The 22,959-nt window shown below is 34.6% G+C and carries 22 protein-coding genes; 21 read left to right on the top strand and 1 reads right to left on the bottom strand.

The annotated features are described in order from the left end of the window. Nucleotides 1-49: 49 nt before the first annotated feature. A complete protein-coding gene (locus P0G38_RS11495) occupies nt 50-1,519 on the bottom strand; it encodes an AcpB/EbpR/MafR family transcriptional regulator (RefSeq protein ID WP_074535073.1) in 1,470 nt (489 codons plus the stop codon). A gap of 854 nt (nt 1,520-2,373) precedes the next feature. Between P0G38_RS11495 and P0G38_RS11490 the strand changes: the two genes are divergently transcribed. The 21 genes from P0G38_RS11490 (at nt 2,374) to P0G38_RS11390 (ending at nt 22,928) form a co-directional block, all read left to right on the top strand. Continuing rightward, on the top strand, nt 2,374-3,243 hold the full coding sequence (locus P0G38_RS11490) for a hypothetical protein (protein WP_074535074.1): 870 nt from the start codon (nt 2,374-2,376) through the stop codon (nt 3,241-3,243). Nucleotides 3,244-3,292: 49 nt separating this feature from the next. After that, complete coding sequence (locus P0G38_RS11485) at nt 3,293-4,225, top strand: LCP family glycopolymer transferase (RefSeq protein WP_074535075.1); 933 nt, start codon at nt 3,293-3,295, stop codon at nt 4,223-4,225. 15 nt (nt 4,226-4,240) lie between these two features. After that, nucleotides 4,241-5,020, top strand: a complete 780-nt coding sequence (locus P0G38_RS11480) for a YveK family protein (RefSeq protein WP_008378786.1) — start codon at nt 4,241-4,243, stop codon at nt 5,018-5,020. Between the two features lie 9 nt (nt 5,021-5,029). Then, nucleotides 5,030-5,737 (top strand): CpsD/CapB family tyrosine-protein kinase, encoded by a 708-nt coding sequence (locus P0G38_RS11475; protein WP_005234973.1) that lies wholly within the window; start codon nt 5,030-5,032, stop codon nt 5,735-5,737. Nucleotides 5,738-5,760: 23 nt separating this feature from the next. Then, entirely contained in the window at nt 5,761-6,525 is a 765-nt protein-coding gene (locus P0G38_RS11470) for a tyrosine-protein phosphatase (RefSeq protein WP_074535076.1), read from the top strand. Nucleotides 6,526-6,537: 12 nt separating this feature from the next. Continuing rightward, nucleotides 6,538-8,355 (top strand): polysaccharide biosynthesis protein, encoded by a 1,818-nt coding sequence (locus tag P0G38_RS11465; protein WP_074535077.1) that lies wholly within the window; start codon nt 6,538-6,540, stop codon nt 8,353-8,355. Further along, a complete protein-coding gene (locus P0G38_RS11460) occupies nt 8,339-9,013 on the top strand; it encodes an acetyltransferase (protein ID WP_074535078.1) in 675 nt (224 codons plus the stop codon). The genes P0G38_RS11465 and P0G38_RS11460 overlap by 17 nt, the downstream gene beginning before the upstream one ends. Beyond that, complete coding sequence (locus P0G38_RS11455; protein WP_074535079.1) at nt 9,000-9,491, top strand: LbetaH domain-containing protein; 492 nt, start codon at nt 9,000-9,002, stop codon at nt 9,489-9,491. Before P0G38_RS11460 ends, P0G38_RS11455 begins: the two co-directional genes overlap by 14 nt. Before the next feature lie 2 nt (nt 9,492-9,493). Then, nucleotides 9,494-10,612 carry a DegT/DnrJ/EryC1/StrS family aminotransferase gene (locus P0G38_RS11450; protein ID WP_074535080.1) on the top strand — a complete coding sequence of 373 codons (1,119 nt, stop codon included), beginning with the start codon at nt 9,494-9,496 and terminating at the stop codon, nt 10,610-10,612. Beyond that, the gene (locus P0G38_RS11445) at nt 10,605-11,231 is read left to right on the top strand and encodes a sugar transferase (protein ID WP_074535081.1); all 627 of its coding nucleotides are present in this window, start codon (nt 10,605-10,607) and stop codon (nt 11,229-11,231) included. The genes P0G38_RS11450 and P0G38_RS11445 overlap by 8 nt, the downstream gene beginning before the upstream one ends. A 12-nt stretch (nt 11,232-11,243) precedes the next feature. Continuing rightward, nucleotides 11,244-12,395 (top strand): glycosyltransferase family 2 protein, encoded by a 1,152-nt coding sequence (locus P0G38_RS11440; RefSeq protein WP_074535082.1) that lies wholly within the window; start codon nt 11,244-11,246, stop codon nt 12,393-12,395. A 10-nt stretch (nt 12,396-12,405) separates the two neighbouring features. Continuing rightward, complete coding sequence (locus P0G38_RS11435) at nt 12,406-13,188, top strand: glycosyltransferase family 2 protein (RefSeq protein ID WP_081343846.1); 783 nt, start codon at nt 12,406-12,408, stop codon at nt 13,186-13,188. A gap of 15 nt (nt 13,189-13,203) precedes the next feature. Further along, nucleotides 13,204-14,403 (top strand): hypothetical protein, encoded by a 1,200-nt coding sequence (locus P0G38_RS11430; RefSeq protein WP_275851145.1) that lies wholly within the window; start codon nt 13,204-13,206, stop codon nt 14,401-14,403. A 356-nt stretch (nt 14,404-14,759) separates the two neighbouring features. Further along, nucleotides 14,760-15,869 carry a glycosyltransferase family 4 protein gene (locus tag P0G38_RS11425; RefSeq protein ID WP_137231623.1) on the top strand — a complete coding sequence of 370 codons (1,110 nt, stop codon included), beginning with the start codon at nt 14,760-14,762 and terminating at the stop codon, nt 15,867-15,869. A gap of 115 nt (nt 15,870-15,984) precedes the next feature. Continuing rightward, a complete protein-coding gene (locus tag P0G38_RS11420; RefSeq protein WP_016628439.1) occupies nt 15,985-16,845 on the top strand; it encodes a glycosyltransferase in 861 nt (286 codons plus the stop codon). A gap of 47 nt (nt 16,846-16,892) precedes the next feature. Beyond that, complete coding sequence (locus P0G38_RS11415) at nt 16,893-18,059, top strand: nucleotide sugar dehydrogenase (protein ID WP_074535084.1); 1,167 nt, start codon at nt 16,893-16,895, stop codon at nt 18,057-18,059. Between the two features lie 36 nt (nt 18,060-18,095). Continuing rightward, nucleotides 18,096-18,965: a glucose-1-phosphate thymidylyltransferase RfbA gene (rfbA, locus tag P0G38_RS11410; RefSeq protein WP_275851136.1), complete on the top strand. Its 870-nt coding sequence runs from the start codon at nt 18,096-18,098 to the stop codon at nt 18,963-18,965. 11 nt (nt 18,966-18,976) lie between these two features. Then, nucleotides 18,977-19,549, top strand: a complete 573-nt coding sequence (gene rfbC / locus P0G38_RS11405) for a dTDP-4-dehydrorhamnose 3,5-epimerase (protein ID WP_308169238.1) — start codon at nt 18,977-18,979, stop codon at nt 19,547-19,549. 18 nt (nt 19,550-19,567) lie between these two features. Further along, nucleotides 19,568-20,596, top strand: coding sequence for a dTDP-glucose 4,6-dehydratase (gene rfbB / locus P0G38_RS11400; protein ID WP_074535087.1), 1,029 nt, complete (start codon nt 19,568-19,570; stop codon nt 20,594-20,596). A 55-nt stretch (nt 20,597-20,651) separates the two neighbouring features. After that, nucleotides 20,652-21,494 (top strand): dTDP-4-dehydrorhamnose reductase, encoded by an 843-nt coding sequence (rfbD, locus tag P0G38_RS11395; RefSeq protein ID WP_074535088.1) that lies wholly within the window; start codon nt 20,652-20,654, stop codon nt 21,492-21,494. 15 nt (nt 21,495-21,509) lie between these two features. Continuing rightward, complete coding sequence (locus tag P0G38_RS11390; protein WP_074535089.1) at nt 21,510-22,928, top strand: lipopolysaccharide biosynthesis protein; 1,419 nt, start codon at nt 21,510-21,512, stop codon at nt 22,926-22,928. The last annotated feature ends 31 nt before the right edge of the window (nt 22,929-22,959 follow it).

Below are 22,959 nucleotides of genomic sequence, written 5' to 3'. Positions count from 1 at the left end.
TTTTTTGAATAGCTTGGTCAGATCGAGGGAAACGGCGGGTGTTCGCTAATCAAGGATTGAAATTAGCGTTTAGCGTTTCCTCTAAAGCTTCCCAGTCGTGCTCATCGGGAAAGGTTTTGAATAGCAAATAATCAATGTCTTGGGCATATTCGGTAATGTATTCCGTATAGTTGGTAACGATCAAATCAATCTGATTTTTTTCCAAATAGCCTGCCGACAATTCATTGGAGTCTGGGAAATAAAAGGTCCGAGAACTGCGCAAATAACGAACAGATTTGCATTTTAATAATTGGCATAAATAAAAGGGGCCTTCGAACAAAAAAGCGATATTCTTCTTGGCTTGCCAGTACAACGATTTAATAGAAGTAACGTACATCGTAAGACTCGTTCCTAAGTGCTCCAGTGTGTTACTGTCCCAAATTTCTCTAGCTAATGGTTGCGTCAACAGATAGTTTTTAAATAGATGGTAATCGTCCGTATACGCCTCTTCGACAAATTGAACGGTATCAGAAATCATATGATTTAATAAGGGGGATAATAATTGCTTGATTTTTGCTACCGTAAAAAAGGACTCCACTAAGAGTCGATCGCGAGCGCTATCTTGTGTATCCGGCAAACAATCTTTGACAAAGGCTGCCGCAAGCTGCTTAATTTCAGGCCAATGATTATACTCTCTGCAAAAGGTTTGTTCGATCGCCAAGTTGCTGATTGAGCGACGGGTTTTCACTAGTAAGAACAAATAAAGGACTTCCTCATAGGGAAGTTCTTTTTGGTATTGTTCACTCATTGCCTCGTTGATTTCAGAAAATAGCCGAAAATCATTATACTGCTCGAATATTTTTTTTATTTGCTTAGGCAACTCGATACGTTGACCTGCACAATGGCGCTCAAAGGTGATATACAAGTAATAATTGAATTCACCAAATGAACAAGCATGTTGGTCGAGTTGATAACATCTTGAAAAAGCACTAGCAGTGATATTTTGGATGGCGATCGGCGGAAAGATCGTATGGGCAGTAATTTCTGATTCATAATAGAAATCATGGAAAAACTTGCGAATATTGATCTCCTCACCGAGGAAGCAAATAGGATTGGTTTGAATCTCTAAACGATAGAAAGAAAAAATCGGTTGCACTTTCCGTAAATAGCGAAGAACAGTGCTTTCTGATATATGGTATTTCTCTGCCCATTCCGATGAGCTATAAAGATCATTGTGGAAAATACTTTCGATGATATGGAACAGAATCTCATTGGCAATCAGCGCACGTTTTTTCGTTAAATACACAGCGGAGTGTTTGATTGAAAAAATATACCCCTTGTGAGAAGAGTCGATCGATAAACAGTCGCCAAAATACTCTTTTAGATCCGTTACATCCGTCACGATCGTTCGCGTGGTACTTCCTGAAATCTTTGCCAAACCTTGAGTCGAACATTGATAATTTTTCTCGAATGCCATCAAAATTTTCAGCCATCGAATCGTTGCAGTGTTGGTAATAAAATTTATTTGAAAATTTCTCAAGACGTGGCTCCTTTCATGAACAAAATCGTAAATCTTACTTATTCATCTTAAAGAAGATAGGGAAGAAAAAACAAATCACGTATTTCATCGATTGGTGAAATCTATACCTGAGTATGCGCAAGATTTTTTGCATTTTCTATAAATCAACTGAAAATCGGCATATATATAGGTAGAAACACGTTTTTACAGTGCAAAGAAGGAAATTAATTGGCATTGAATAGTAAGATAGGAGGGATAATTTTATTACGATAAAATAAAAATTAATTGATTAACTATATTTGAAATAAACCGATAGAAGTTGGTGAGGTGAAATTGAGGGGGAAAGTCAGTTTTCTGAAGATAACTTATAATTTTAACAGGAACGATTGGCGTAAAGAAATAGTAACCGCGAAAGAAACCCTTAGTGCACCAAGAAAAATATTCAGTTTTGCCAAACCGATTTATAATAACAAGAAAAGTATTTAACTTTTCTTTCTGAAAATCTTATCTTTTCTATTTATAATGAAAAGATGTTGAGAAAATGAACGAATGTAATCGCTCGAGGTTATTTTTCTATGATATAACAACTCTCAAAGACGATGAGAACAACGATTATCACTGAATTATTTATTATTTAAAATGAGGGTTTAAAAAAACTGTCAAGTATGCTTCACGTTATTTATGTATATTTAAAATAACTGATGTTTGCCACTGTATAAGTCTTTTATTGACGAAAAATATACCTTTAAAAAGAAAAAACAGGAATTTCCTTTATTTAATGATACATTTCTCTTATAATAAACTAGAATTGCCTTTATTATGTGAGACGAAGGCAGCATGCTTAAACAAGCACAATTGAATTAGGGAGTGTGTTCATGGGAAAGCCGTTAATAAAGACTTTGACTGTGTTAGCTGTGGGAATCGGAGCCATCTTAATATGTTTGATAGGTTACCGACAAAATAACCAAAGACAATATCAGCAACGAGTCGAATACGCACAGACAGCGATTGCAAGCGAGCGAGAGCGCTTAAATGAACTGTCCGGAGAAATTGCTGGTATGTACAGCAACGAAGAGCAAACGTTTTTACGAAGTGATCTTAGCGAAGAAGAGGTTTTGAAAACTGTCGCGAAACTATCAGCAGTAAAAGTATCTGCAGATGATTACGGAATCGAAGAGAGCGCATTGCCGGGCGAATCTGTTGAGATTCAAGAAAAGAAACAAGCGCTGGATGATCAACTAAAAGTGATTGAGGCAAAAGTGAAAGTACAAGCTAAGACAGCAGCGTTGTTTACTGAAGGTATTTCGAATTGGCAAGCTGCTGAGAACAATGTCACTATTAAAGAGGATTTAAAAGAAGCGGACTTAGGGAATGTCCGTGAGGATTTAAATTTTCTTGAAGATGGTCCATGGAAAGACCTTGTTTCTGCTTATTTAGAGTTTGCGACCGCTCAATTGGATCGCATTACTCAAATTCAAGCCAGCTTGAATGCTATGCTGCAAGAAAATGTTGTAACTAGCGAAGTGACTTTGGATGGCTATTTAGCTCTGATTGATAGCATCAATCAAGTGCGAAATCAAGTACTCAAAGATTCTTTTACAGAGTCCGCTAATTCAATTGCGGCACAAATGGGGTATACAGGCTATACCAGTTATATTCCCTCAGCTTCAACTGAAAGTTATTCTGACGAGACATCAACAGGAGACGGTACTGGAACAGACATGAGTTCAGCGTCTTACTATTAAATAAGTTGAATTGTGCTGAAGGAAATTTAAGATAACTGGAGGAAAGCAAATGTCAAAAGGAAAAAAAATCTTTTTAATTATCTTTTCAATCGTTGCAGTGTTAGTCATCGGATTGATCGGTGTCGCTGCCAAACTATATTTTGATGTGTCAAACTCAATTAACGAAACTTATCAATCAGTCGAGCGTGATCGAGAAGTTCGCCTACGTGAAAATGATGTCGATCTATCCCAACAAGAGTCCTTCTCGGTTTTACTGATGGGGATCGATACTGGTGATTTAGGCAGAGTGGAACAAGGCCGTTCTGATACCATGATGGTTGCGACCATCAGCCCACAAGACAATCAGACGACGGTGGTGAGTATTGGACGAGATTCCTATGTTGATATCGTTGGACATGGGACGACAGATAAAATTAATCATGCCTATGCTTTTGGTGGACCAGCGATGGCAATGAATACCGTAGAAAAATTCTTGGATATTCCGATCGATCATTATGTATCAATCAATATGGCTGGTTTGAAAGAATTGGTCGATGCGGTTGGCGGCATTGAAGTTGACAATGAAATCACCTTTTCGCAAGATGGCTTTGATTTTGCCATCGGACGTACGTCACTAAATGGCGAACAAGCCCTTGCCTATTCAAGAATGCGTTATGAAGATCCAAACGGCGATTATGGACGTCAAGAACGCCAACGGAAAATCGTTGAAGGGATCGTTAAGAAAGTCTTGAGTCTTGATGGAATCACCCAATATCAAACGATCTTAAATGCTGTTGAGCAAAACATGAAAACAGATATGAGTTTCGATGACATGCGAACCTTAGCATTTAATTATCGCAGTGCCTTTCAAACGATCAAACAAGATCAGTTGCAAGGGGAAGGATTCATGCAAGATGGCATCTCATATCAGCGTGTGAGTGACGAAGAACTAGCAAGAGTTCAAAAAGAGTTGAAAGCTCAATTAAATCTAGAGAATGAATAGGAAAGTGGAGAAAAGATGGAAGAAACAATTAGCTTAAAAGAAATATTCGCAATTCTACGGAAACACTTAGCTGCTATTTTTATTTCAATGTTTGCTGGCTTAGCTTTAGCAGGGATATTCACCTTCTTTGTCATTACACCCAAATACAGTTCCCAAGCTCAGTTGATTGTGACATTGCCTCAATCCGAAACTACCAATGCCAACGATGTGAATACAAACTTGCAAATGATCAATACGTATAAAGATATGATCGTCAGTGACTTAGTTATGACACAAGTAAAGGATCGTTTGGAATCTGAAAATAACCTTGACTTGACTGTCGGACAATTGAAAGAATCCATTTCAATCAACCAGTCACAGAACTCACAAATGTTTTCCATTCAGGCAACTAGTACCAATGCAGTGTCAGCGCAAAATATTGCCAACACGACTGCATTAGTCTTTCAAGAAAATGCCCAAGATGTTATGAATGTTGATAAAATCTCAATCATTTCAAGTGCGGTAGCTAGTACCACTCCAGTTTCACCTAACAACAAACTAAACTTAGCCATTGGTCTAGTACTAGGCATCATGGTCGGTGTTGGCTTAGCCTTCTTATTGGAGCTGCTAGATCGAACTGTCAAAGATGATAAATTTGTAACTGAAACATTAGGCTTTACCGTATTAGGTACTGTACCCCAAATGTCACCAAAAGAATTGGCTGCGACCATTCAGAAAAAGCCAAGCGCACCATTTATTAAGAAACCGCAAGGCGACAAAACGGCAGAATCACGCCGTAGTCGTAGCCGGGTCTAGGAGGGAACAATGATGGCAAAAAAACAAGAACGTACTGGGACACAGACACATGCAGTAAGTTTGATCACGCTAATTGATCCTTCTTCACCAATCTCAGAGCAATATCGTACGATCCGTACAAATATTCAATTTGCGTCTTCAGCAGATAAACAAATCAAGACCATTGTTGTTACTTCTTCTGGTCCAGGTGAAGGGAAATCGACAACTTCAGCCAATTTAGCGGTTGTTTTTGCAAAATCAGGACAACGAGTATTGTTAGTTGATGCCGATATGCGAAAGCCTACTGTATACAAAACATTCAGCTTAAACAATGCGAGTGGATTGAGTACCGTATTAAGTACCTCAACGAGCGTCCTTGAAGCAGCTCAAAAAACGGTGATTGATAATTTATCTGTCTTAACTAGCGGACCAAAACCACCAAATCCATCTGAGCTACTTGGGTCAGCACGAATGAACCAAGTGATGGAAGAAGCGAAAAACCTTTACGATGTGGTTATCTTTGATATGCCACCAGTTGTAGCAGTCACCGATGCACAAATCATGGCATCTAAAGCAGATGGGACGATCTTAGTGGTTCGAGAAAATGTTGCACGTAAAGAATCCTTAACAAAAGCGAGAGATCTTTTGAATATGGTTCAAGCAAGAATCATTGGGGTGGTCTATAACGGTGCCGAACACTCGAAAGATTCAGGTTACTACTATTATTATGGAAATTAATTAATTTGAAGGAGACGAGAGAAATGATTGATTTACATTGCCACATTTTACCAGGAATTGATGATGGTGCAGAAGACATCAATGCGAGCATTGCTATGGCTGAAAAAGCGATTAGCCAAGGAATTACGCATATCCTTTGTACCCCACATCATAACAATGGAAAATACCGCAATCCGAAGTCAGAGGTCATTTCTCTCGTTACCTCTTTACAAGAAGAATTAGACGCACGGAACCTGCCCTTGACAGTTCTTGAGGGGCAAGAGGTGAGGATAACAGGAGATTTAATTGAGGATATACAGAAAAATGACATCCTTTTTACAGATCTTGATGATACGTATATCTTGATAGAATTTCCTACGATTGAAGTGCCTACGTATACAGAACAAATATTCTTCGATTTACTACAGCTGGGAAAGATTCCAGTCATTGTCCACCCCGAGCGGAATGCTCATTTTAGAAAAGACCCTAACAATCTCATCCCTTTTTTAGATATGGGCTGTTTGGCACAGTTAACTGCGCCAAGTTATGTCGGCGTATTTGGAAAAGAAATCCAAAAAACAGCAAAAACAATGGTTGAACATAATCTTGTTCAGATGGTCGCTTCGGATGCGCATGGCGTTACAAAACGCACCTTTAATTTAAAAGAAGCTTATGAGGAAATTGAGCAAGATTTTGGCATGCTCAAAGTAACATTGATGAAACAAGTAGCAAAAGATTTGATTAACGGGGATCAGATCAATTTTCCAGCTTTTACAGAAGTGAAAAAAAAGAAATTCGGGTTATTTTAGGGGGCAACTGGGTTGTTTGAATTAACGAGAAGAAGAAAAATTGTAACTTTGATAGTTTTAGATAGTTTATTGATCATAGCAGCGAATATTGCAGCAGTTTATTTTATGAGACCCTTTGTGGAGATTCCAAGGGAATTTACAATGATCTCTGTGAGTCTGTCTGTCGGCTTCTACCTGTTTTATGGTTCCGTGTTCCGTGTTTTTTCTCGGATCAATCGTTACACGAACTTGAAAGAAATGATTGCTATCTTCCTGGCTATATCATGCAGCGCTTTTACATGTAATGTGATCTTATTTTTCGGTGATGAAACCTATAGCGTGCGGTTAGTGATCTTTACGTACTTTCTTTCGCTCTTTTTGATCATAGCTAGTCGATTGATTTGGCGGATCTTTATTGAAAGAAAAAACATGAGGGGGACGTCCAATGAGGTTGTCAAGAATACCCTGATCGTCGGCGCAGGGGAAGGCGGTCGTATTCTTTACAATAGCTTTGTAGGTTCGAAAACGGCAAGTGACATTAATATCATTGGCTTTGTCGATGATGATCCGAATAAACGAAACACGTATCTTTCTGGAAAAAAAGTCTTGGGTTGTATTAGTGATTTACCAGAATTGATTCAAAAATATGAGATCAATATGGTTACGATCGCTATTCCATCCTTGTCACGGAAAAAATTGCGGAGCATTTTTAGCTTAATTGAACCTTTGCATGTCAAAGTCAACACGATGCCATCAATGGAAGAAATCGCCTCTGGAAAAATCAGTACATCACGTTTGAAGAAAATCGATGTCGTTGATTTGCTAGGCAGAGATGAAGTCAAATTGGATATCGACTCCATCAAAGATCAAATTACTGGAAAGACGATATTAGTGACTGGCGCTGGCGGATCGATCGGTTCCGAAATTTGTCGCCAAGTGATTCAATTCAATCCTAAAAAACTAGTTTTATTAGGACATGGCGAAAACTCGATTTACTTAATTGACCGTGAGTTGAAAATCAATTTTAAAGACAATATTACCGAAATCGTTCCCGTTATAGCCGATATACAAGATCGAGAAAAGATGTTTGAAATCATGAACGAAGTCAAACCGGATATCGTTTATCATGCGGCAGCCCATAAACACGTACCGTTGATGGAATACAATCCAAAAGAGGCAGTCAAAAATAATATTTACGGAACCAAGAATACTGCTGAAGCTGCCAAAGCCGCGAAAGTTAAGAACTTCGTAATGGTCTCTACAGATAAAGCCAACAATCCACCAAACGTCATGGGAGCGACAAAACGGATCTCTGAGATGATTGTTACCGGCTTAAATGAAAAAGGTTGCACGAAATTTTCTGCTGTTCGTTTTGGCAATGTCTTAGGTTCAAGAGGCAGTGTAATTCCAGTATTCCGTGAGCAAATAGCAAAAGGCGGACCAATCACATTGACTGATTTTCGCATGACCCGCTATTTCATGACGATTCCAGAAGCTAGCCGCTTGGTTATTCAATCAGGGGCACTTGCTAAAGGTGGCGAAATCTTTATTTTAGATATGGGCGAACCGGTGAAAATCGTCGATCTTGCGAAGAATATGATTCGTCTAAGTGGTTATAGCGAAGAAGAGATTGAGATTATTGAGACTGGGATTCGACCTGGTGAAAAATTATACGAAGAACTATTATTGGATAAAGAACGGAATGATGAAGCAGTCTTTGAGAAAATTTTTGTTGGAAATATCAAAGGATATTCATTGGAAGAGGTACTTTATTTTGTAGAAGCACTTCCTAAAGAGAGTGCTACATTGGCTAATGAAATCGTGAAATTTGCAAATGAATCAAATAAATGAGGTGATTCAAACGGAATTGATTATAGTTGGTGCTGGTGGATTTGCAAAAGAAATCTTATTTTTGTTAGATAGAGTTGGAACTTTTACAGTTTTGGGTTTTGTTGATGATAATTATCAATCTCTCCCAAAAAAAATGCTTGGCTATCCCATTCTTGGAAATTTAAATTATTTAAACAGGATAAGTAAAGGTACTGCAATTGCTATTGGAATTGCAAATCCTAGAATCAAAGAAAACATTTATAATCAACATAAAAGCAATGAAAATTTGTTTTTTCCGAATATCATCGATTCTACAGCATTAATTGGGAAAGATGTTAAGTTTGGAATTGGAAATATAATTTCACCTTATACCACATTTACTGCAGGAATTCGTATTGGGGATTTTAATATGATCAATATTCATTCTACAATAGGACATGATTGTGAGATCCAAAACTATAATTCTATTTATCCAAATGTTAATATATCAGGCAATGTTAAAATAGGATCATATAACGAAATTGGTGTTGGAACAAAGGTCATTCAAAACATTAAAATAGGAGATGAAAATATTTTAGGGGCAGGTAGTGTAGTAATAAAAAAAGTAAATGATAAAAAAAAATTAGTGGGAGTGCCTGCGAGAGTTATAGAAAGTTGGGATTATAATGGGCGCAATTGATAAATTAGTAAATTGGAAAGAACCCATTGGTGTAGCTATTGGAGTCGCCTCACCTAAAATTAAAGGGATAATTCTAGAGAAATTAAAGAAAAACAAAAATTTAAAGTTTCCAAATTTAATCGATCCTACAGCATTAATAGGATTCAATATCAAGTTTGGTGAAGGTAATGTAGTAATGGCTAATACAACTTTTGTTGCTGATATTAATATTGGAAATTTTAATATGATTAATATCGGTTCTACTATTGGACATGATTCAACAATTGGTGATTTTAATTCTATATATCCAACAGTAAGTATTTCCGGACACACACTTATTCAAAATAATATAGAAATTGGAGTCGGAGCAAAACTTATTCAAAATATTTCTATTGGTGACAGTTCTATTGTTGGTGCGGGTAGTGTTGTTATTAGAAATATTGATAAAAATACAAAAAATGTAGGAAATCCTACACGTGTAATAGAAAGTTGGGAGTAAGAATGGAAAAAGAAAGAATTTTATTAGCATCACCTCATATGAGTGATAAAGGATATGAACAAGAATTTGTAAAGGAAGCATTTGACACTAACTGGATTGCTCCACTAGGCGCAAATGTAAATGGGTTCGAGCAGGAATTAGCTTCGTTTGTAAAAATTGGACATGCAGCTGCATTAGCTTCAGGTACTTCTGCTATCCACATGGCTCTGAAAGCGGCGGGGGTTGGACAAGGTGATATTGTTGTTTGTCAATCATTGACTTTTTCTGCGACTGCAAATCCAATTATTTATCAAGGTGCTACTCCTGTCTTTGTAGATAGTGATTTAGAAACTTGGAATATGGATCCTGTAGCGTTGAGAAAAGCATTAGAAAAGTATCCAGAAACAAAAGCTGTCATTGTTGTGCATTTATATGGATTAGCTGCACAGTTGGATGAGATTCTTTCTATCTGTCAAGAATTTGATGTGACATTGATTGAAGATGCGGCAGAATCTTTGGGAACCACTTATAAAGGGAAATATACAGGTACTTTTGGTAAATATGGTATCTATTCATTTAATGGAAATAAAATTATCACTACCTCTGGTGGTGGGATGCTTGTTTCTGAGGATGCGGAACGAATTGAGAAAGTTAGATTTTGGTCAACTCAAGCAAGAGATAAAGCACGTCATTATCAACATAGTGAAATAGGCTATAATTATCGGATGAGTAATATCGTGGCTGGAATTGGAAGAGGACAGTTAAAGGTTCTTAATGACCGTGTTGCTAAGAAAAGATACATTCATGACTTTTATAAAGAAGAATTAAAAAATCTGACACAAATAAACTTTATGCCGGAAAATGATTATAGTGTTTCTAACTTTTGGCTATCCGCAATCACTCTTGATGGAATAGATCCAAACTATTTAATGGATGAATTAGAGAAAGAGAATATTGAGTCTCGTCCTATTTGGAAACCAATGCATCTACAACCTGTATTTGAAAAATATGACTATATTGGAAATAATGTAGGACAAAAATTATTTGAGACAGGTGTTTGCCTGCCTTCAGATACAAAGATGACAGATGAAGATTTACAACGAGTAATTACAACAATTAAGCGAGCGATTAAAAATGCATAATTCTTTAGGAGTATATGAAAAATATTTTAAAAGAGGTTTGGATGTACTTTTATCGGGGATAGGGTTAATAGTATTGAGTCCTGTTATGCTGATAGTTGCTATATTAGTTCGAATAAAGTTAGGATCACCGGTTATCTTTAAACAGCAGCGTCCAGGATTAAATGAAAAAATATTTTCAATGTATAAATTTCGAACAATGACTGATGAAAGAGATTCTGCGGGAAATTTATTATCAGATGAAATCCGCCTAACTAAATTTGGAAAACTTCTGCGGGCAACTAGTTTGGATGAACTTCCAGAATTGATAAACATTTTAAAAGGTGATATGAGCATTATTGGACCGCGTCCGTTGCTTGTGGAGTATTTAGAGCTTTATAATGCAGAACAAAAAAGAAGACATCTAGTACGTCCGGGGTTAACTGGGCTTGCACAAATTAATGGCAGAAATGCAATTAGCTGGACAGAAAAGTTTCAGTTAGACTGTGAGTATGTCGATAGCGTGACTTTCAAACAAGATATTATTATTTTCTTTTTAACTATTAAAAAGGTGCTAGTTAAAGAAGGTATTTCTTCGACAACCAGTTCTACCAAAGAAAGGTTTACTGGTAACGAAGAGTAAAGTGGGAGAATTATGAAAAGCTTATTTTATCTATTTCTAATATTAATTGTATATACCATGATAGGTTATCCTATATTGCTTGAACTTTTGAATAAATTTATCCATAAAAAGCAAGTCAAATTTGATGATAGTTATCGTCCAAGTGTATCTATAATAGTTCCAGCCCACAATGAAGAATCTGTCATTGAAAAAAAAATATTAAATTTGTTGAGCTTGGATTATGAAGCTAATAAACTAGAAATAATCGTTGCTTCTGATAATAGCACAGATACAACGAATGAAATAGTTAACCAATATGTAGCAAGATTTCCAGAAATAGTTAAGTTACATGTTGTGAAAGAACGAAAAGGAAAAACAAATGCACAGGATGAAGCAGTAGAAGTAGCTCAGGGGGAAATTATAGTTTTTACTGATGCTAATTCTATGTTAGAAAAAAATTCAGTTACCGAGCTTGTGTTATCATTATCAAATTCAGAGATAGGATATGTAGCAGGTAAACTAGTTTACACTAATAATAGTGTAAATTCAACAAGTGAATCAGAATCCACCTATTGGGATCTGGATCTTAGGATGAGAAAAATCGAATCAGATTTAGCCTCTATAACAGCTGGTAATGGAAGTATATATGCTGTTAGAAAAAAAGAATATATGAAAATCAATCCAATTTATAGTCATGATAGTATATTTCCACCTAAATTTGTTAATTTAGGAAAAAAAGCTTTTTACAATGAAAAAGCAATAGCATTTGAAAAAGCAGGAGAAACAGATAATGATGAGTTTAATCGGAAAATTAGAATGTCACGTAAAATAATAATGATTAATTTTATTGATCTCAATAAATATAATTTCTTTGACCATGGATTATTTACTCTTTTTTATATCTCACATAGAACACTTAGAAATAATCTATATCTAATGCATGTAATTGTTTTTATAACAAATCTGTTTTTAGCAATTGACAGTTTTAACTCAATATATGTTTTTTTGTTTATTCTACAGCTCATGGCATATTTACTAGCATTAGTTGGTCGAAATTCAAGTAATAAATATTTAAAATTTCTTTCTTACTATGTAATGACAATATTGGCTCAGCTAATTGGTGGCTACAGAGAGATTACTGGAAAATCCAAACCATTTTGGGAAAAAGCAGAAAGTACAAGGTAGAGTAATTATTATGGAAGTTTTAGTATCAAGTATGAATAAAGATATGTCTTTATTAGAAAAAATGAATATTCAAACAAATGCAGTTGTCATTAATCAAACCCCAAATATATCAGAAAATTTTTCATATAAACAACAAGTTATAAATGACAGGACTTGGAAATTCTATTCTATGTCTGAAAAAGGAGTAGGTCGTAGTCGAAATAATGCCTTGATGAGGGCTTCTGATGATATCATTGTAATGGCTGATGAGGATGAAGTTTTTGTGGATGGATATGAAAAAATAATTAACGAAGCCTATTCAAAATATCCAGATGCAGATATGATTATATTTAATGTTAGAGTTCATCAAGGAAATAAAATCCGAGAAACTACAAAAAAAGAAGGAAAAGTAAAGTTTTATAATTCACTGAAATATGGAACTGTCACTTTTACATTTAAAAGAAATAGCATACTAAAAAAGAACCTATCTTTCTCACTATTATTTGGTGGAGGAACACGATACGGTTCTGGAGAAGACACACTATTTTTATGGAGTGCTCTAAAAACTAAATTAAAAATTTATTCAATCCCTATAACAATTTCTGATGTTTATAATGACACGTCTTCGTGGTTTGAGGGATTCAATAAAAAATATTATGTAGATAAAGGAGCATTATACCAAGCTCTTGGTGGAAAGTTATCTTTTTTCCTTATTTTACAATTTTGGCTGAGAAGATACGATAGTAGTAATAACGTAAAGAGAATAGAAGCATTAAAATATATGTTGCAAGGAGCGAAAAACTTTAAAGAGTAAAGGAGGTAAGAGCTAGTGAATTATCCTAATGTGACCATAGATAAATCCATAAAAAGGGATATACCCGTGCTGAATAAATTTTCTGAAACTATGGCCCATCTTTCTATACATTTATTATGTCTTTCATTTTTTCTAAATGATTTGATGCTTTCTCCTACATTTGGAGGAACTTTCTCAGATATTTTTTTGATCTCGGGATTGATTTGCTCAAGCGTATTTTTCCATAAAATTAAAATTTCTCAAATATTTATTTTTATTTTATGTATTTCAATTGTTATTACTAACATATTTTATGGAATAAATATATCTACTACTAATTATGATTTAAATAGTTCTTTGATTTATTTGATAAAAATACCTGTCTTTTTACTTTTTACATTTAATGTATATAATTTTGTAACCGAATTTAATTTACAAAAAAAAGTAATTGAGATATTTATTAACTATACATTGCTAATGTGTATTCTCTCTCTCTATATATACGTAGCTCAATTAATTGGGTTGCCTTATAGGGCTCTCTGGTATTTTTCTAGACAGGATGCTGAAAGTTATACTTATCGTGGAAGTTCAATTATAAGATTGCGTGGATTATCAAATGAGCCGCAAGGTTTAGGGATGATGTTGACGGTTTCATTAGCTCTTTCATATTTTAATCAGGTAGGCTTTAGAATTAGTAATAAAAAAAATTGGTTTATAATTTTTTGTTCATTACTTACGTTTTCGTTCTCTACGATACTAACTGTAGCAATTCTTCCCATAATACAAATGATAAAATCAAAATCATTTAAGAAATTATTCAATAGAAAAATTATTTTATTTTTTATTGGTATTGTTGTGTTAATTTTAATATTCAGAGAAGAGTTAACTCAAACGATAATTATTAGATTTAATGAAATTATAAATGGTAACGATGGTTCTGGAACGGCTAGGATAGTGGGTAGTTGGCAATATGTTTCTGATTATATTGGAGGGATTGGTATTGGCAATTCCCCACCTATTTTTAATATATTTGCATATTTATTAACAGAATTAGGACTGATTCCACTTATTCTTTTTTGTTTGTTGATTTTTTATATGGGGAAGACAAACTTTTGGTTAGCCTGTATGCTTACAATCTTTTCATTTCAAAGAGGTGGCTATCTTTCAGCAGGGTATTGGTGTACTATCTTACTGCTCTTTATTGCTAGGAAAAATGTAAATAATCAATTAAAATAGGTGGTTATATAAATTTTTCATGTATAAGAATTTAATAACGTTGTTGTATAATAATTAATCTAAAAAATCGTTACTATTAAAAATTCAAAAATAGCTATCTTGAAGATAAGCCACTCAAAATAAATGTAAGGTAAGTATTTTCATCAAACGAAAGAATGATAAAAATTTAAGTAAGTTCATTTTTGAACAGTGCTTTTTGTAATAGTTGAATTATTTCTTAGGATTCTTAGAAGAATTAAAATTAAGAAAGTACAAATATTTTTTTGAATGCTAAAAAATAAATAAAGTCTTTTCAAAACATAAAGCAAAGTATTGTAATAATTCTGTATTAAAAATAAAAGGAATGATTATTAACTATGATATTTGTAGCAAATTGGGATAAAAACAAAAAAAAAACTTGGTCAGGGACGACATATTCTTTAAAGGAATCGTTAGAAAAAACTAACCAAATTAAAAATATCGAAGTACATCAAAGTTCAAAGTTAAATAAAATTATATTTGGAGCTTATTCTTTTATTAAATATGGAGAATTTGAGAAAAATATGAATTTTAACTGGCCTTTTTTAAATAAGGTCTCCAAAAATATAAATAGAGAAATAAAAGATAATAAAGCAGAGGAATTTATTTTACAAATTGGTGATCTAGCAGAAATTGAAGATTCTTACATTTATCAAGACTTATCTGTAGGATTTTTACTTCATGTTAGAAAAAATGATCCTGAAGCTTTTAAATATAGTAATTTTCAAGATATCCCAATTGCTAAATTAGAAAAAAGAGATCAAATACAAAAAAAAAGGTATGAAAAAGCTAAAGGAATCTTAACAATGTCTAAAACACTTGAAGATTTTTTGGTTAACGTTGAACAAATTCCTGCTGAAAAAGTTTTTCATGTTGGAGGGGGAATTAATTTACCTTTGCCTCTAACTGTCAGAAAAAAGAATAGACGTAGAATTTTATTCGTTGGTCGTGATTTTGAGAGAAAAGGCGGACCCGTCTTAGTCCAAGCCTTTAAAAAATTAAAAAATGATATATTTGATGAACTAGAACTTTATATAGCAGGACCTAAACATTTAAATGGTTATGAATTGGATTCAAATATCATTTTTTTGGGAGATTTAAGTCAAGAAGATTTAAAATACTATTTTGAAATATGCGATATATTTTGTATGCCTTCAAAGTTTGAAGCGTATGGTTTAGTTTTTATAGAAGCATTAAGCTTTGGCTTGCCTTGTATCGGTACGAATAAATTTGAAATGAGACATTTTATTCAAAATGGAGAAAATGGATATTTACTGGAAGAACCTGACTCAGCTGAAGAATTGTCAAATAAAATTCAACAATTGCTAACAAATGAAGAAATTTTTTCTAAGGTTAGACAAGAAGCCGTAAAATATCATGAAGAATATTCATGGGAAAATGTTTCAAAAAAAATTAATCAAATTAGTATGTTTAATAATAAACCATAATTTTTATTTTTAAGCTCATATTTCTGAAATTTTATGAGATTAACGGTTCATAGGGATTCCAATAGAAATAAAAAACCCTAAATATAAAATATAAGGTGGATTTCCCTTGAATATAATGATTATTTTGAACTACAATGATTGGTTGATGACCAAAGAATATGTAAAGAATATAGAGAAGTACAAAATTTTAGATAAGATTATTATCGTCGATAATAAGTCTACTGATAATTCGTATGAATTTTTGACTAGCATGTCTAATGATAGAATAGAGGTTCTTTCAACTCAAGAAAATAGAGGGTATGCAGCAGGAAATAATTTTGGATTGAATTATGCTTTAAAAAATTACGAGGTTAATAATTTTATTATAAGTAATCCAGATATAGAAGTTGATGAGAATACAATTAGGAAAATTTGTGAGTGTTTAGATACTAACAAATTTGTTGCTGTAAGTGGATTGATAAAGAATAAAAGTGGGGAAATTGCTAAAAATTTTGCATGGAGGCTTCCAAAATACTACCATATATTATCTGAAACTTTCGCTTTTTCAACATTTCTTATGAATAAATTGAATCTCTCAAGATTTTACGATTCAGATTTTAATTCAGATATCAAAGAAGTTGACGTAATCTCAGGGTGTTTTTTTGGGATTAAGGCTTCTGTTTTTCAAAGTATCGGATTGTTTGATGAAAGAACTTTTTTATATGGTGAGGAGAATAATCTTTTTTTTAAACTTAAAAAAAAGGACTATAAAGCTGCTATTATAGTTAAACAGCAAGTAACACACTTTGGTGGGAATACTGTTAAAAAAAATATAAAAAGCTTTTTTAAACGACAAAAAATTATTAAATATTCTGAAATAGTCTATTTAAAAGAATATCTGGGAATAAGTGTTTGGAAACTAAGCGTTTATAAAGTTCTTTTTTCAATGGGTACTTTAGAAAAGTATATTATATTCAAACTAACTAATAGAATTTAGATGATAATAGTAGATAACTAAACTACTATTAATAGGAGTGAACATTTATGAAAATTTCGGTTTTTGGACTAGGTTATGTTGGTTTAGCAAATGCACTTTTAATGAGTCAAAAAGAAGAAGTAAAGGCATACGATATCGTTGAAACAAAAATCGATATGCTGCAAAAAAGACAATCACCTCTGGAAGATAAAGAAGTTCATGAATTTCTTGAACGAGATGATTTGAACGTAGAATTCACTAAAGATTTTGAAGAGGCTGTTTTATTTGGAGATTACTTAATTGTCGCAACACCAACGGATTACGACGAAAAGAAAAACTATTTTAATACATCTACAGTAGAAGATGTCATTGAAAAAGCTTTATTGATTCGTCCAGATGCAACATTTATCATAAAATCTACTGTACCGGTAGGATATACATTGGAATTGAAAGCAAAATTCCAAACTGAAAATATTATTTTTTCTCCGGAATTCTTACGGGAAGGTAAAGCATTGTATGACAATTTGCATCCTTCACGGATTGTTGTTGGAGAGTATTCTGATCGTGGACAAGAAGTTGCGAATATGTTTAAAGAGAATGCATTAGACGAGGATATTTCTGTTTTGTTGACACATTCAACAGAAGCAGAAGCCATCAAACTATTTTCAAATACGTATTTAGCTTTGCGTGTAGCTTATTTTAACGAATTAGATACCTATGCAGAGTCTCGTGGTTTAGACAGCCGACAAATCATTGAAGGAGTGGGATTAGATCCACGTATTGGATCACATTACAATAATCCTTCATTTGGTTACGGCGGTTATTGCCTACCTAAAGATACGAAACAGCTTCGAGCAAATTATGAAGATGTACCAAGCAACATTATCGGAGCCATTGTGGAAGCAAATACAACTCGTAAAGATTTCATAGCAGAACAAATTATTGCTAAAAATCCTAAAGTGGTCGGAATTTATCGATTAACAATGAAGGCCAATTCTGATAATTTCCGTTACTCATCAATTCAAGGTGTTATGAAACGGATCAAAGCAAAAGGAATCGAAGTGGTTGTTTATGAACCAACACTAGATGCGGAAGATTTCTTTAATTCTAAAGTGGTTAAAGACTTTGAAGAATTTAAAGCTATTTCAGATGTGATTGTATCAAACCGTGTTGAACCTTTTCTTAAAGACGTAGAGGACAAAGTTTATACGAGAGATATTTTTAGAAGAGACTAATCATAATAGCTTGATTTTTAGGAAGAGGAAATAATAATGAAAGGTATAATCCTAGCAGGTGGTTCAGGCACTCGTCTGTACCCATTAACTAAAGCGACATCGAAACAACTAATGCCCATCTACGACAAACCAATGATCTATTATCCGATGTCCGTCTTGATGTTGGCAGGGATCCATGAGATCTTGATCATTTCAACACCGCAAGATACACCAAGATTTCAAGAATTATTTGGTGATGGGAATGAATTAGGAATCCATATTGAATACGCAGTACAACCAAGTCCGGATGGTCTAGCCCAAGCTTTTATCATTGGAGAAGAATTTATCGGCAACGACAGTGTTTGTCGGGTATTAGGTGATAATATTTATTATGGTGGTGGCTTGTCACAAATGCTGCAACGTGCAGCGCAAAAAGAAACGGGTGCCACAGTGTTTGGCTACCATGTAAATGATCCGGAACGGTTTGGAGTTGTTGAATTTGATGACCAAAGGCAAGCCATCTCGATCGAAGAAAAACCGGAAGAGCCCAAATCAAATTATGCGGTGACAGGTCTTTACTTCTATGATAACGACGTGGTAGAGATCGCGAAAAAAATCAAACCATCGCCTCGTGGAGAATTAGAAATTACAGATATCAACCAAGCTTATTTGGAAAAAGGTAAACTGTCTGTTGAAGTAATGGGACGCGGCTTTGCTTGGCTAGATACCGGAACCCACGAATCATTGTTGGAGGCTTCGACGTTTATTGAAACGATTGAGAAACGACAAAATCTAAAAGTCGCTTGTTTAGAAGAAATCGCGTATCGGATGGGCTATATCACTAAAGAAAAACTGGTAGAATTAGCACAGCCATTGAAAAAAAATCAATACGGACGCTACCTGCTCCGTTTAGCAAATGAGGCGTAATCATGGGGAAAATCAAAGTAACCACTACCAAACTAACCGATGTGAAAATCATCGAACCTGCTGTTTTTGGCGATCACCGCGGCTTTTTTACAGAAAGTTATTCAGCGGTCGATTTTGAAGAAGCAGGTATTGCCTATGACTTTATTCAAGATAACCATTCTTTATCGACACAACCAGGCGTTTTACGTGGGCTTCATTTTCAAAAGGGTGAAGCGGCTCAAACAAAATTGATTCGTGTAGTGACTGGTGTGGTCTGGGATGTGATCGTTGATATCCGCAAAGGCAGTCCTACCTATGGGCAATGGGAAGGGTATCTTCTTTCGGAATACAATCACCGTCAATTACTGGTACCAAAGGGCTATGCGCATGGTTTTGTGACACTGACTCCAGATGTGAACTTCCTTTACAAATGCGATAATTATTACAATGCTGAAGCGGATGGTGGAATTGCCTTTGATGATCCAGATCTAGACATTAATTGGCCGATTGGTCGTGAACAAGCGATTATGTCGGAAAAAGATCATCATCACCCAACATTAAAAGTGTTCGAAGCAGAAAATCCATTTGTATATGGTGAGATCTAGAGTGAGGAGCAAGCTGAAATGAAAAAAATTATTGTTACTGGAGGAGCTGGGTTTATCGGTTCTAACTTTGTTCATTATGTCGTTAACAATCATCCGGACGTTCATGTGACGGTTTTGGATAAGTTGACCTATGCCGGCAATAAAGAAAATCTAGCCGGATTACCAGAAGACCGGGTAGAATTGGTGGTTGGTGATATCACTGATGCACCATTGGTAGATAAACTTGTTCAAGATACAGATGCTGTAGTGCATTATGCGGCAGAATCTCACAATGATAACTCATTGAAAGATCCGTTTCCATTTGTACAAACAAATCTGATCGGTACGTATACTTTGTTGGAAGCTTGTCGTAAGTATAATGTGCGTTACCATCATGTATCGACGGATGAAGTTTATGGCGATCTCCCACTGCGAGAAGATCTTCCAGGTCATGGAGAAGGAGCAGGAGAAAAATTCACCGCGGAAACAGCGTATAATCCTTCAAGTCCTTATTCTTCTACGAAGGCAGGTTCAGATCTTTTGGTTCGTGCGTGGGTTCGTTCATTTGGCTTACAGGCGACGATCTCTAATTGTTCCAATAATTATGGTCCATATCAGCATATTGAAAAATTTATCCCTCGTCAGATTACGAATATCTTAAGCGGTATTCGCCCTAAATTGTATGGTGAAGGAAAGAATGTCCGAGATTGGATTCATACAAACGATCATTCTTCCGCTGTTTGGTTAATCCTAACAAAAGGAAAAATCGGGGAAACTTATTTGATCGGTGCTGATGGTGAACAAGACAACAAGACTGTCTTAGAAATGATTTTAGAGGCTATGGGACAGCCGAAAGATGCTTATGATCAAGTCAAGGATCGCGCAGGACACGATCTCCGTTATGCCATTGATTCCACAAGACTCCGTGAAGAGTTAGGCTGGCAGCCAGAGTTTACTGATTTCCGAGAAGGCTTGGATGCTACCATCCAATGGTATACTGAAAATCAAGCATGGTGGCATGCGGGAAAAGCAGCTGTAGAAGCGGCTTATGCCAAGAACGATCAATAAAGAGCAACAGCAAATAAAGCAGGAGTGATCCTGCTTTTTTGAAAGGATGGGAAAAATGTTTTTAATCACTGGCAGTAATGGACAACTAGGGACAGAATTACGTCATCTGTTAAATGAACAGATGCCTCAACAAGAAGTAGTGGCGACGGATCGAGATGAATTGGATATCACCGATGCCCAACAGACAAAGACATTTATTAAAGAATTGAAGCCTTCAGTCATTTTTCACTGTGCCGCTTACACCGCAGTAGACAAAGCTGAGGACGAAGGCAAAGAGATAGATGAACGAATCAATGTCGAAGGAACGAAAAATGTTGCTTTGGCCGCAAAAGAAGTCGGAGCAACATTGGTGTACATCAGTACCGATTATGTGTTTGACGGCACGAAAAAAGACGGCGAGTATCAGGTCGATGATCCGACACATCCATTGAATGAATATGGCCGTACCAAGTTGTTAGGAGAACAAGCTGTTCAAGAAACCTTGGAGGATTATTATATCATTCGAACATCATGGGTATTTGGTCAGTACGGACATAATTTTGTATTTACCATGCAAAAACTAGCGGAGTCACGGGATACATTAACTGTGGTCAATGACCAATTTGGGCGACCAACATGGACCAGAACTTTAGCGGAATTCATGCTTTTTGTCATTGAAAAGAAAGCGCCATATGGTGTGTATCATTTGTCAAACGACGGGGTGTGTTCATGGTACGAATTTGCTAAAGAAATCCTCAAAGACAATCAGAAAGTTACTGTTTTGCCTGTCACCTCTGAAGAATTCCCACAAAAAGCAGAACGTCCACAATATTCAGTGATGGATCTGAGCAAAGCAAAGAACATAGGTTTTGAGATACCTAGTTGGCAAGAAGCTTTGGCGAAGATGCTTCACCATTGAGGATGATAAATATAAATGAATAATAAAGCAAAAAATTTATTTAGAAATCTTAGATATACAATATCGGCTAATTTATCGATATTAATAATATCAGTAGTTTTAAATTTATTTGTTCCTCGGATTTTGGGAATCAAGGAATATAGCTACTGGCAATTGTATGTATTTTATTCAAGCTATGTAGGTTTTTTGCATTTTGGTTGGCTTGATGGAATATACCTAAAAATAGGTGGGGAAGAGTATGACAATTTAGATAAGGTTAGTTTAAATGTCCAGTTTTGGTATTTATTTGTATCGCAAATATTTATTGCTTTCGGAATCGTCCTATATGTATTATTAAGACATGACTCTGGAGAAAAGAGTCTAATCTTACTCTGTACAGCTGTAGTTACCATCATTACGAATTTAAGAATGTTCATCTTATATATTTTTCAATCAACGAATAGAATTAAAGAGTATGCTAACCTTTCTCGCTTCGATAGATATATATATATAGTCTTTATTTTTATATACTTGTTTCTAGGGGGAAGAAGTTTTGTTGTTTTAGCAGTAAGTGACATATTTTCAAGATTAATAGTAACCTTATGGGGAATATATCAGATTAATGATATTGTTTTTAATAAGGTGAAAAGGGGGAAAAAATATTTTTCTGAAATACTTGAAAATATAAAAATTGGTAGTAACCTAATGATTAGTAATATTGCAAGTATGCTGATTATTGGGATTACAAGGTTACTTGTGGAAAATAAATGGGATATAGAAACTTTTGGTAAACTGTCATTTACTTTAAGTATTTCGAATATGTTTATGACTTTTATAAACGCTGTTGGTATTGTGATTTTTCCTTTATTACGACGTACGAATCGTAGTAATTTAAAAATTCTTTATGAGCAAATCAGAACAGTATTTGTTCCACTTACTTTTTCGTTGTTACTCTTTTTTAATCCTATACGAATAATTTTAGAAAACTGGCTCCCAGCATATAAAGACAGTCTAAGATTTATGGGCGTTTTATTTCCAATGGTTATTTATGAAGGAAGAATGTCTCTGTTAATAAATACCTATTTAAAAACAATCCGAAAAGAGAAATATATATTGCTGGCCAATATGGCTTCTTTATTGTTAACTATAGTTCTTTCAGTGATTACTATTTTTTATTTTAACAATATTGATTTAGTAGTTTTAGGAATAATGATCTGCTTAGCTTTCCGATGTATTTTAGCTGAATTATTGTTAAGCAAAGTACTAGAGATAAATATTGTGGGTAATCTTATTCAGGAAATAATTATAACAATTATTTTTATAGTATCAAATATGTTACTTTCTAATTTAGTAAGTTTTATTTTATTTTTGATTTGCTTCTCTATTTATATTGCCATTAATACTAATAAAATCAAAGTTAGTTTCAAGCAGTTAGTATCGGCAATACGTGGATAATATAAGGAATTTATTGATGTAACGCTACATT

Source organism: Enterococcus casseliflavus (genome assembly GCF_029215545.1).
GTDB lineage: Bacteria > Bacillota > Bacilli > Lactobacillales > Enterococcaceae > Enterococcus_D > Enterococcus_D casseliflavus.
Note: the sequence above shows the minus strand (reverse complement) of the source record. Positions and strands in the feature narration are given on the sequence as shown.

Excerpts from the sequence above, each read along its gene's own strand:
- P0G38_RS11490 (WP_074535074.1), top strand. The coding sequence starts at position 2,374 with ATGGGAAAGCCGTTAATAAAGACTTTGACTGTGTTAGCTGTGGGAATC.
- P0G38_RS11485 (WP_074535075.1), top strand. The coding sequence starts at position 3,293 with ATGTCAAAAGGAAAAAAAATCTTTTTAATTATCTTTTCAATCGTTGCA.
- P0G38_RS11480 (WP_008378786.1), top strand. The coding sequence starts at position 4,241 with ATGGAAGAAACAATTAGCTTAAAAGAAATATTCGCAATTCTACGGAAA.
- P0G38_RS11475 (WP_005234973.1), top strand. The coding sequence starts at position 5,030 with ATGATGGCAAAAAAACAAGAACGTACTGGGACACAGACACATGCAGTA.
- P0G38_RS11470 (WP_074535076.1), top strand. The coding sequence starts at position 5,761 with ATGATTGATTTACATTGCCACATTTTACCAGGAATTGATGATGGTGCA.
- P0G38_RS11460 (WP_074535078.1), top strand. The coding sequence starts at position 8,339 with ATGAATCAAATAAATGAGGTGATTCAAACGGAATTGATTATAGTTGGT.
- P0G38_RS11455 (WP_074535079.1), top strand. The coding sequence starts at position 9,000 with ATGGGCGCAATTGATAAATTAGTAAATTGGAAAGAACCCATTGGTGTA.
- P0G38_RS11450 (WP_074535080.1), top strand. The coding sequence starts at position 9,494 with ATGGAAAAAGAAAGAATTTTATTAGCATCACCTCATATGAGTGATAAA.
- P0G38_RS11445 (WP_074535081.1), top strand. The coding sequence starts at position 10,605 with ATGCATAATTCTTTAGGAGTATATGAAAAATATTTTAAAAGAGGTTTG.
- P0G38_RS11440 (WP_074535082.1), top strand. The coding sequence starts at position 11,244 with ATGAAAAGCTTATTTTATCTATTTCTAATATTAATTGTATATACCATG.
- P0G38_RS11435 (WP_081343846.1), top strand. The coding sequence starts at position 12,406 with ATGGAAGTTTTAGTATCAAGTATGAATAAAGATATGTCTTTATTAGAA.
- P0G38_RS11425 (WP_137231623.1), top strand. The coding sequence starts at position 14,760 with ATGATATTTGTAGCAAATTGGGATAAAAACAAAAAAAAAACTTGGTCA.
- P0G38_RS11420 (WP_016628439.1), top strand. The coding sequence starts at position 15,985 with ATGATTATTTTGAACTACAATGATTGGTTGATGACCAAAGAATATGTA.
- P0G38_RS11415 (WP_074535084.1), top strand. The coding sequence starts at position 16,893 with ATGAAAATTTCGGTTTTTGGACTAGGTTATGTTGGTTTAGCAAATGCA.
- rfbA (WP_275851136.1), top strand. The coding sequence starts at position 18,096 with ATGAAAGGTATAATCCTAGCAGGTGGTTCAGGCACTCGTCTGTACCCA.
- rfbB (WP_074535087.1), top strand. The coding sequence starts at position 19,568 with ATGAAAAAAATTATTGTTACTGGAGGAGCTGGGTTTATCGGTTCTAAC.
- rfbD (WP_074535088.1), top strand. The coding sequence starts at position 20,652 with ATGTTTTTAATCACTGGCAGTAATGGACAACTAGGGACAGAATTACGT.
- P0G38_RS11390 (WP_074535089.1), top strand. The coding sequence starts at position 21,510 with ATGAATAATAAAGCAAAAAATTTATTTAGAAATCTTAGATATACAATA.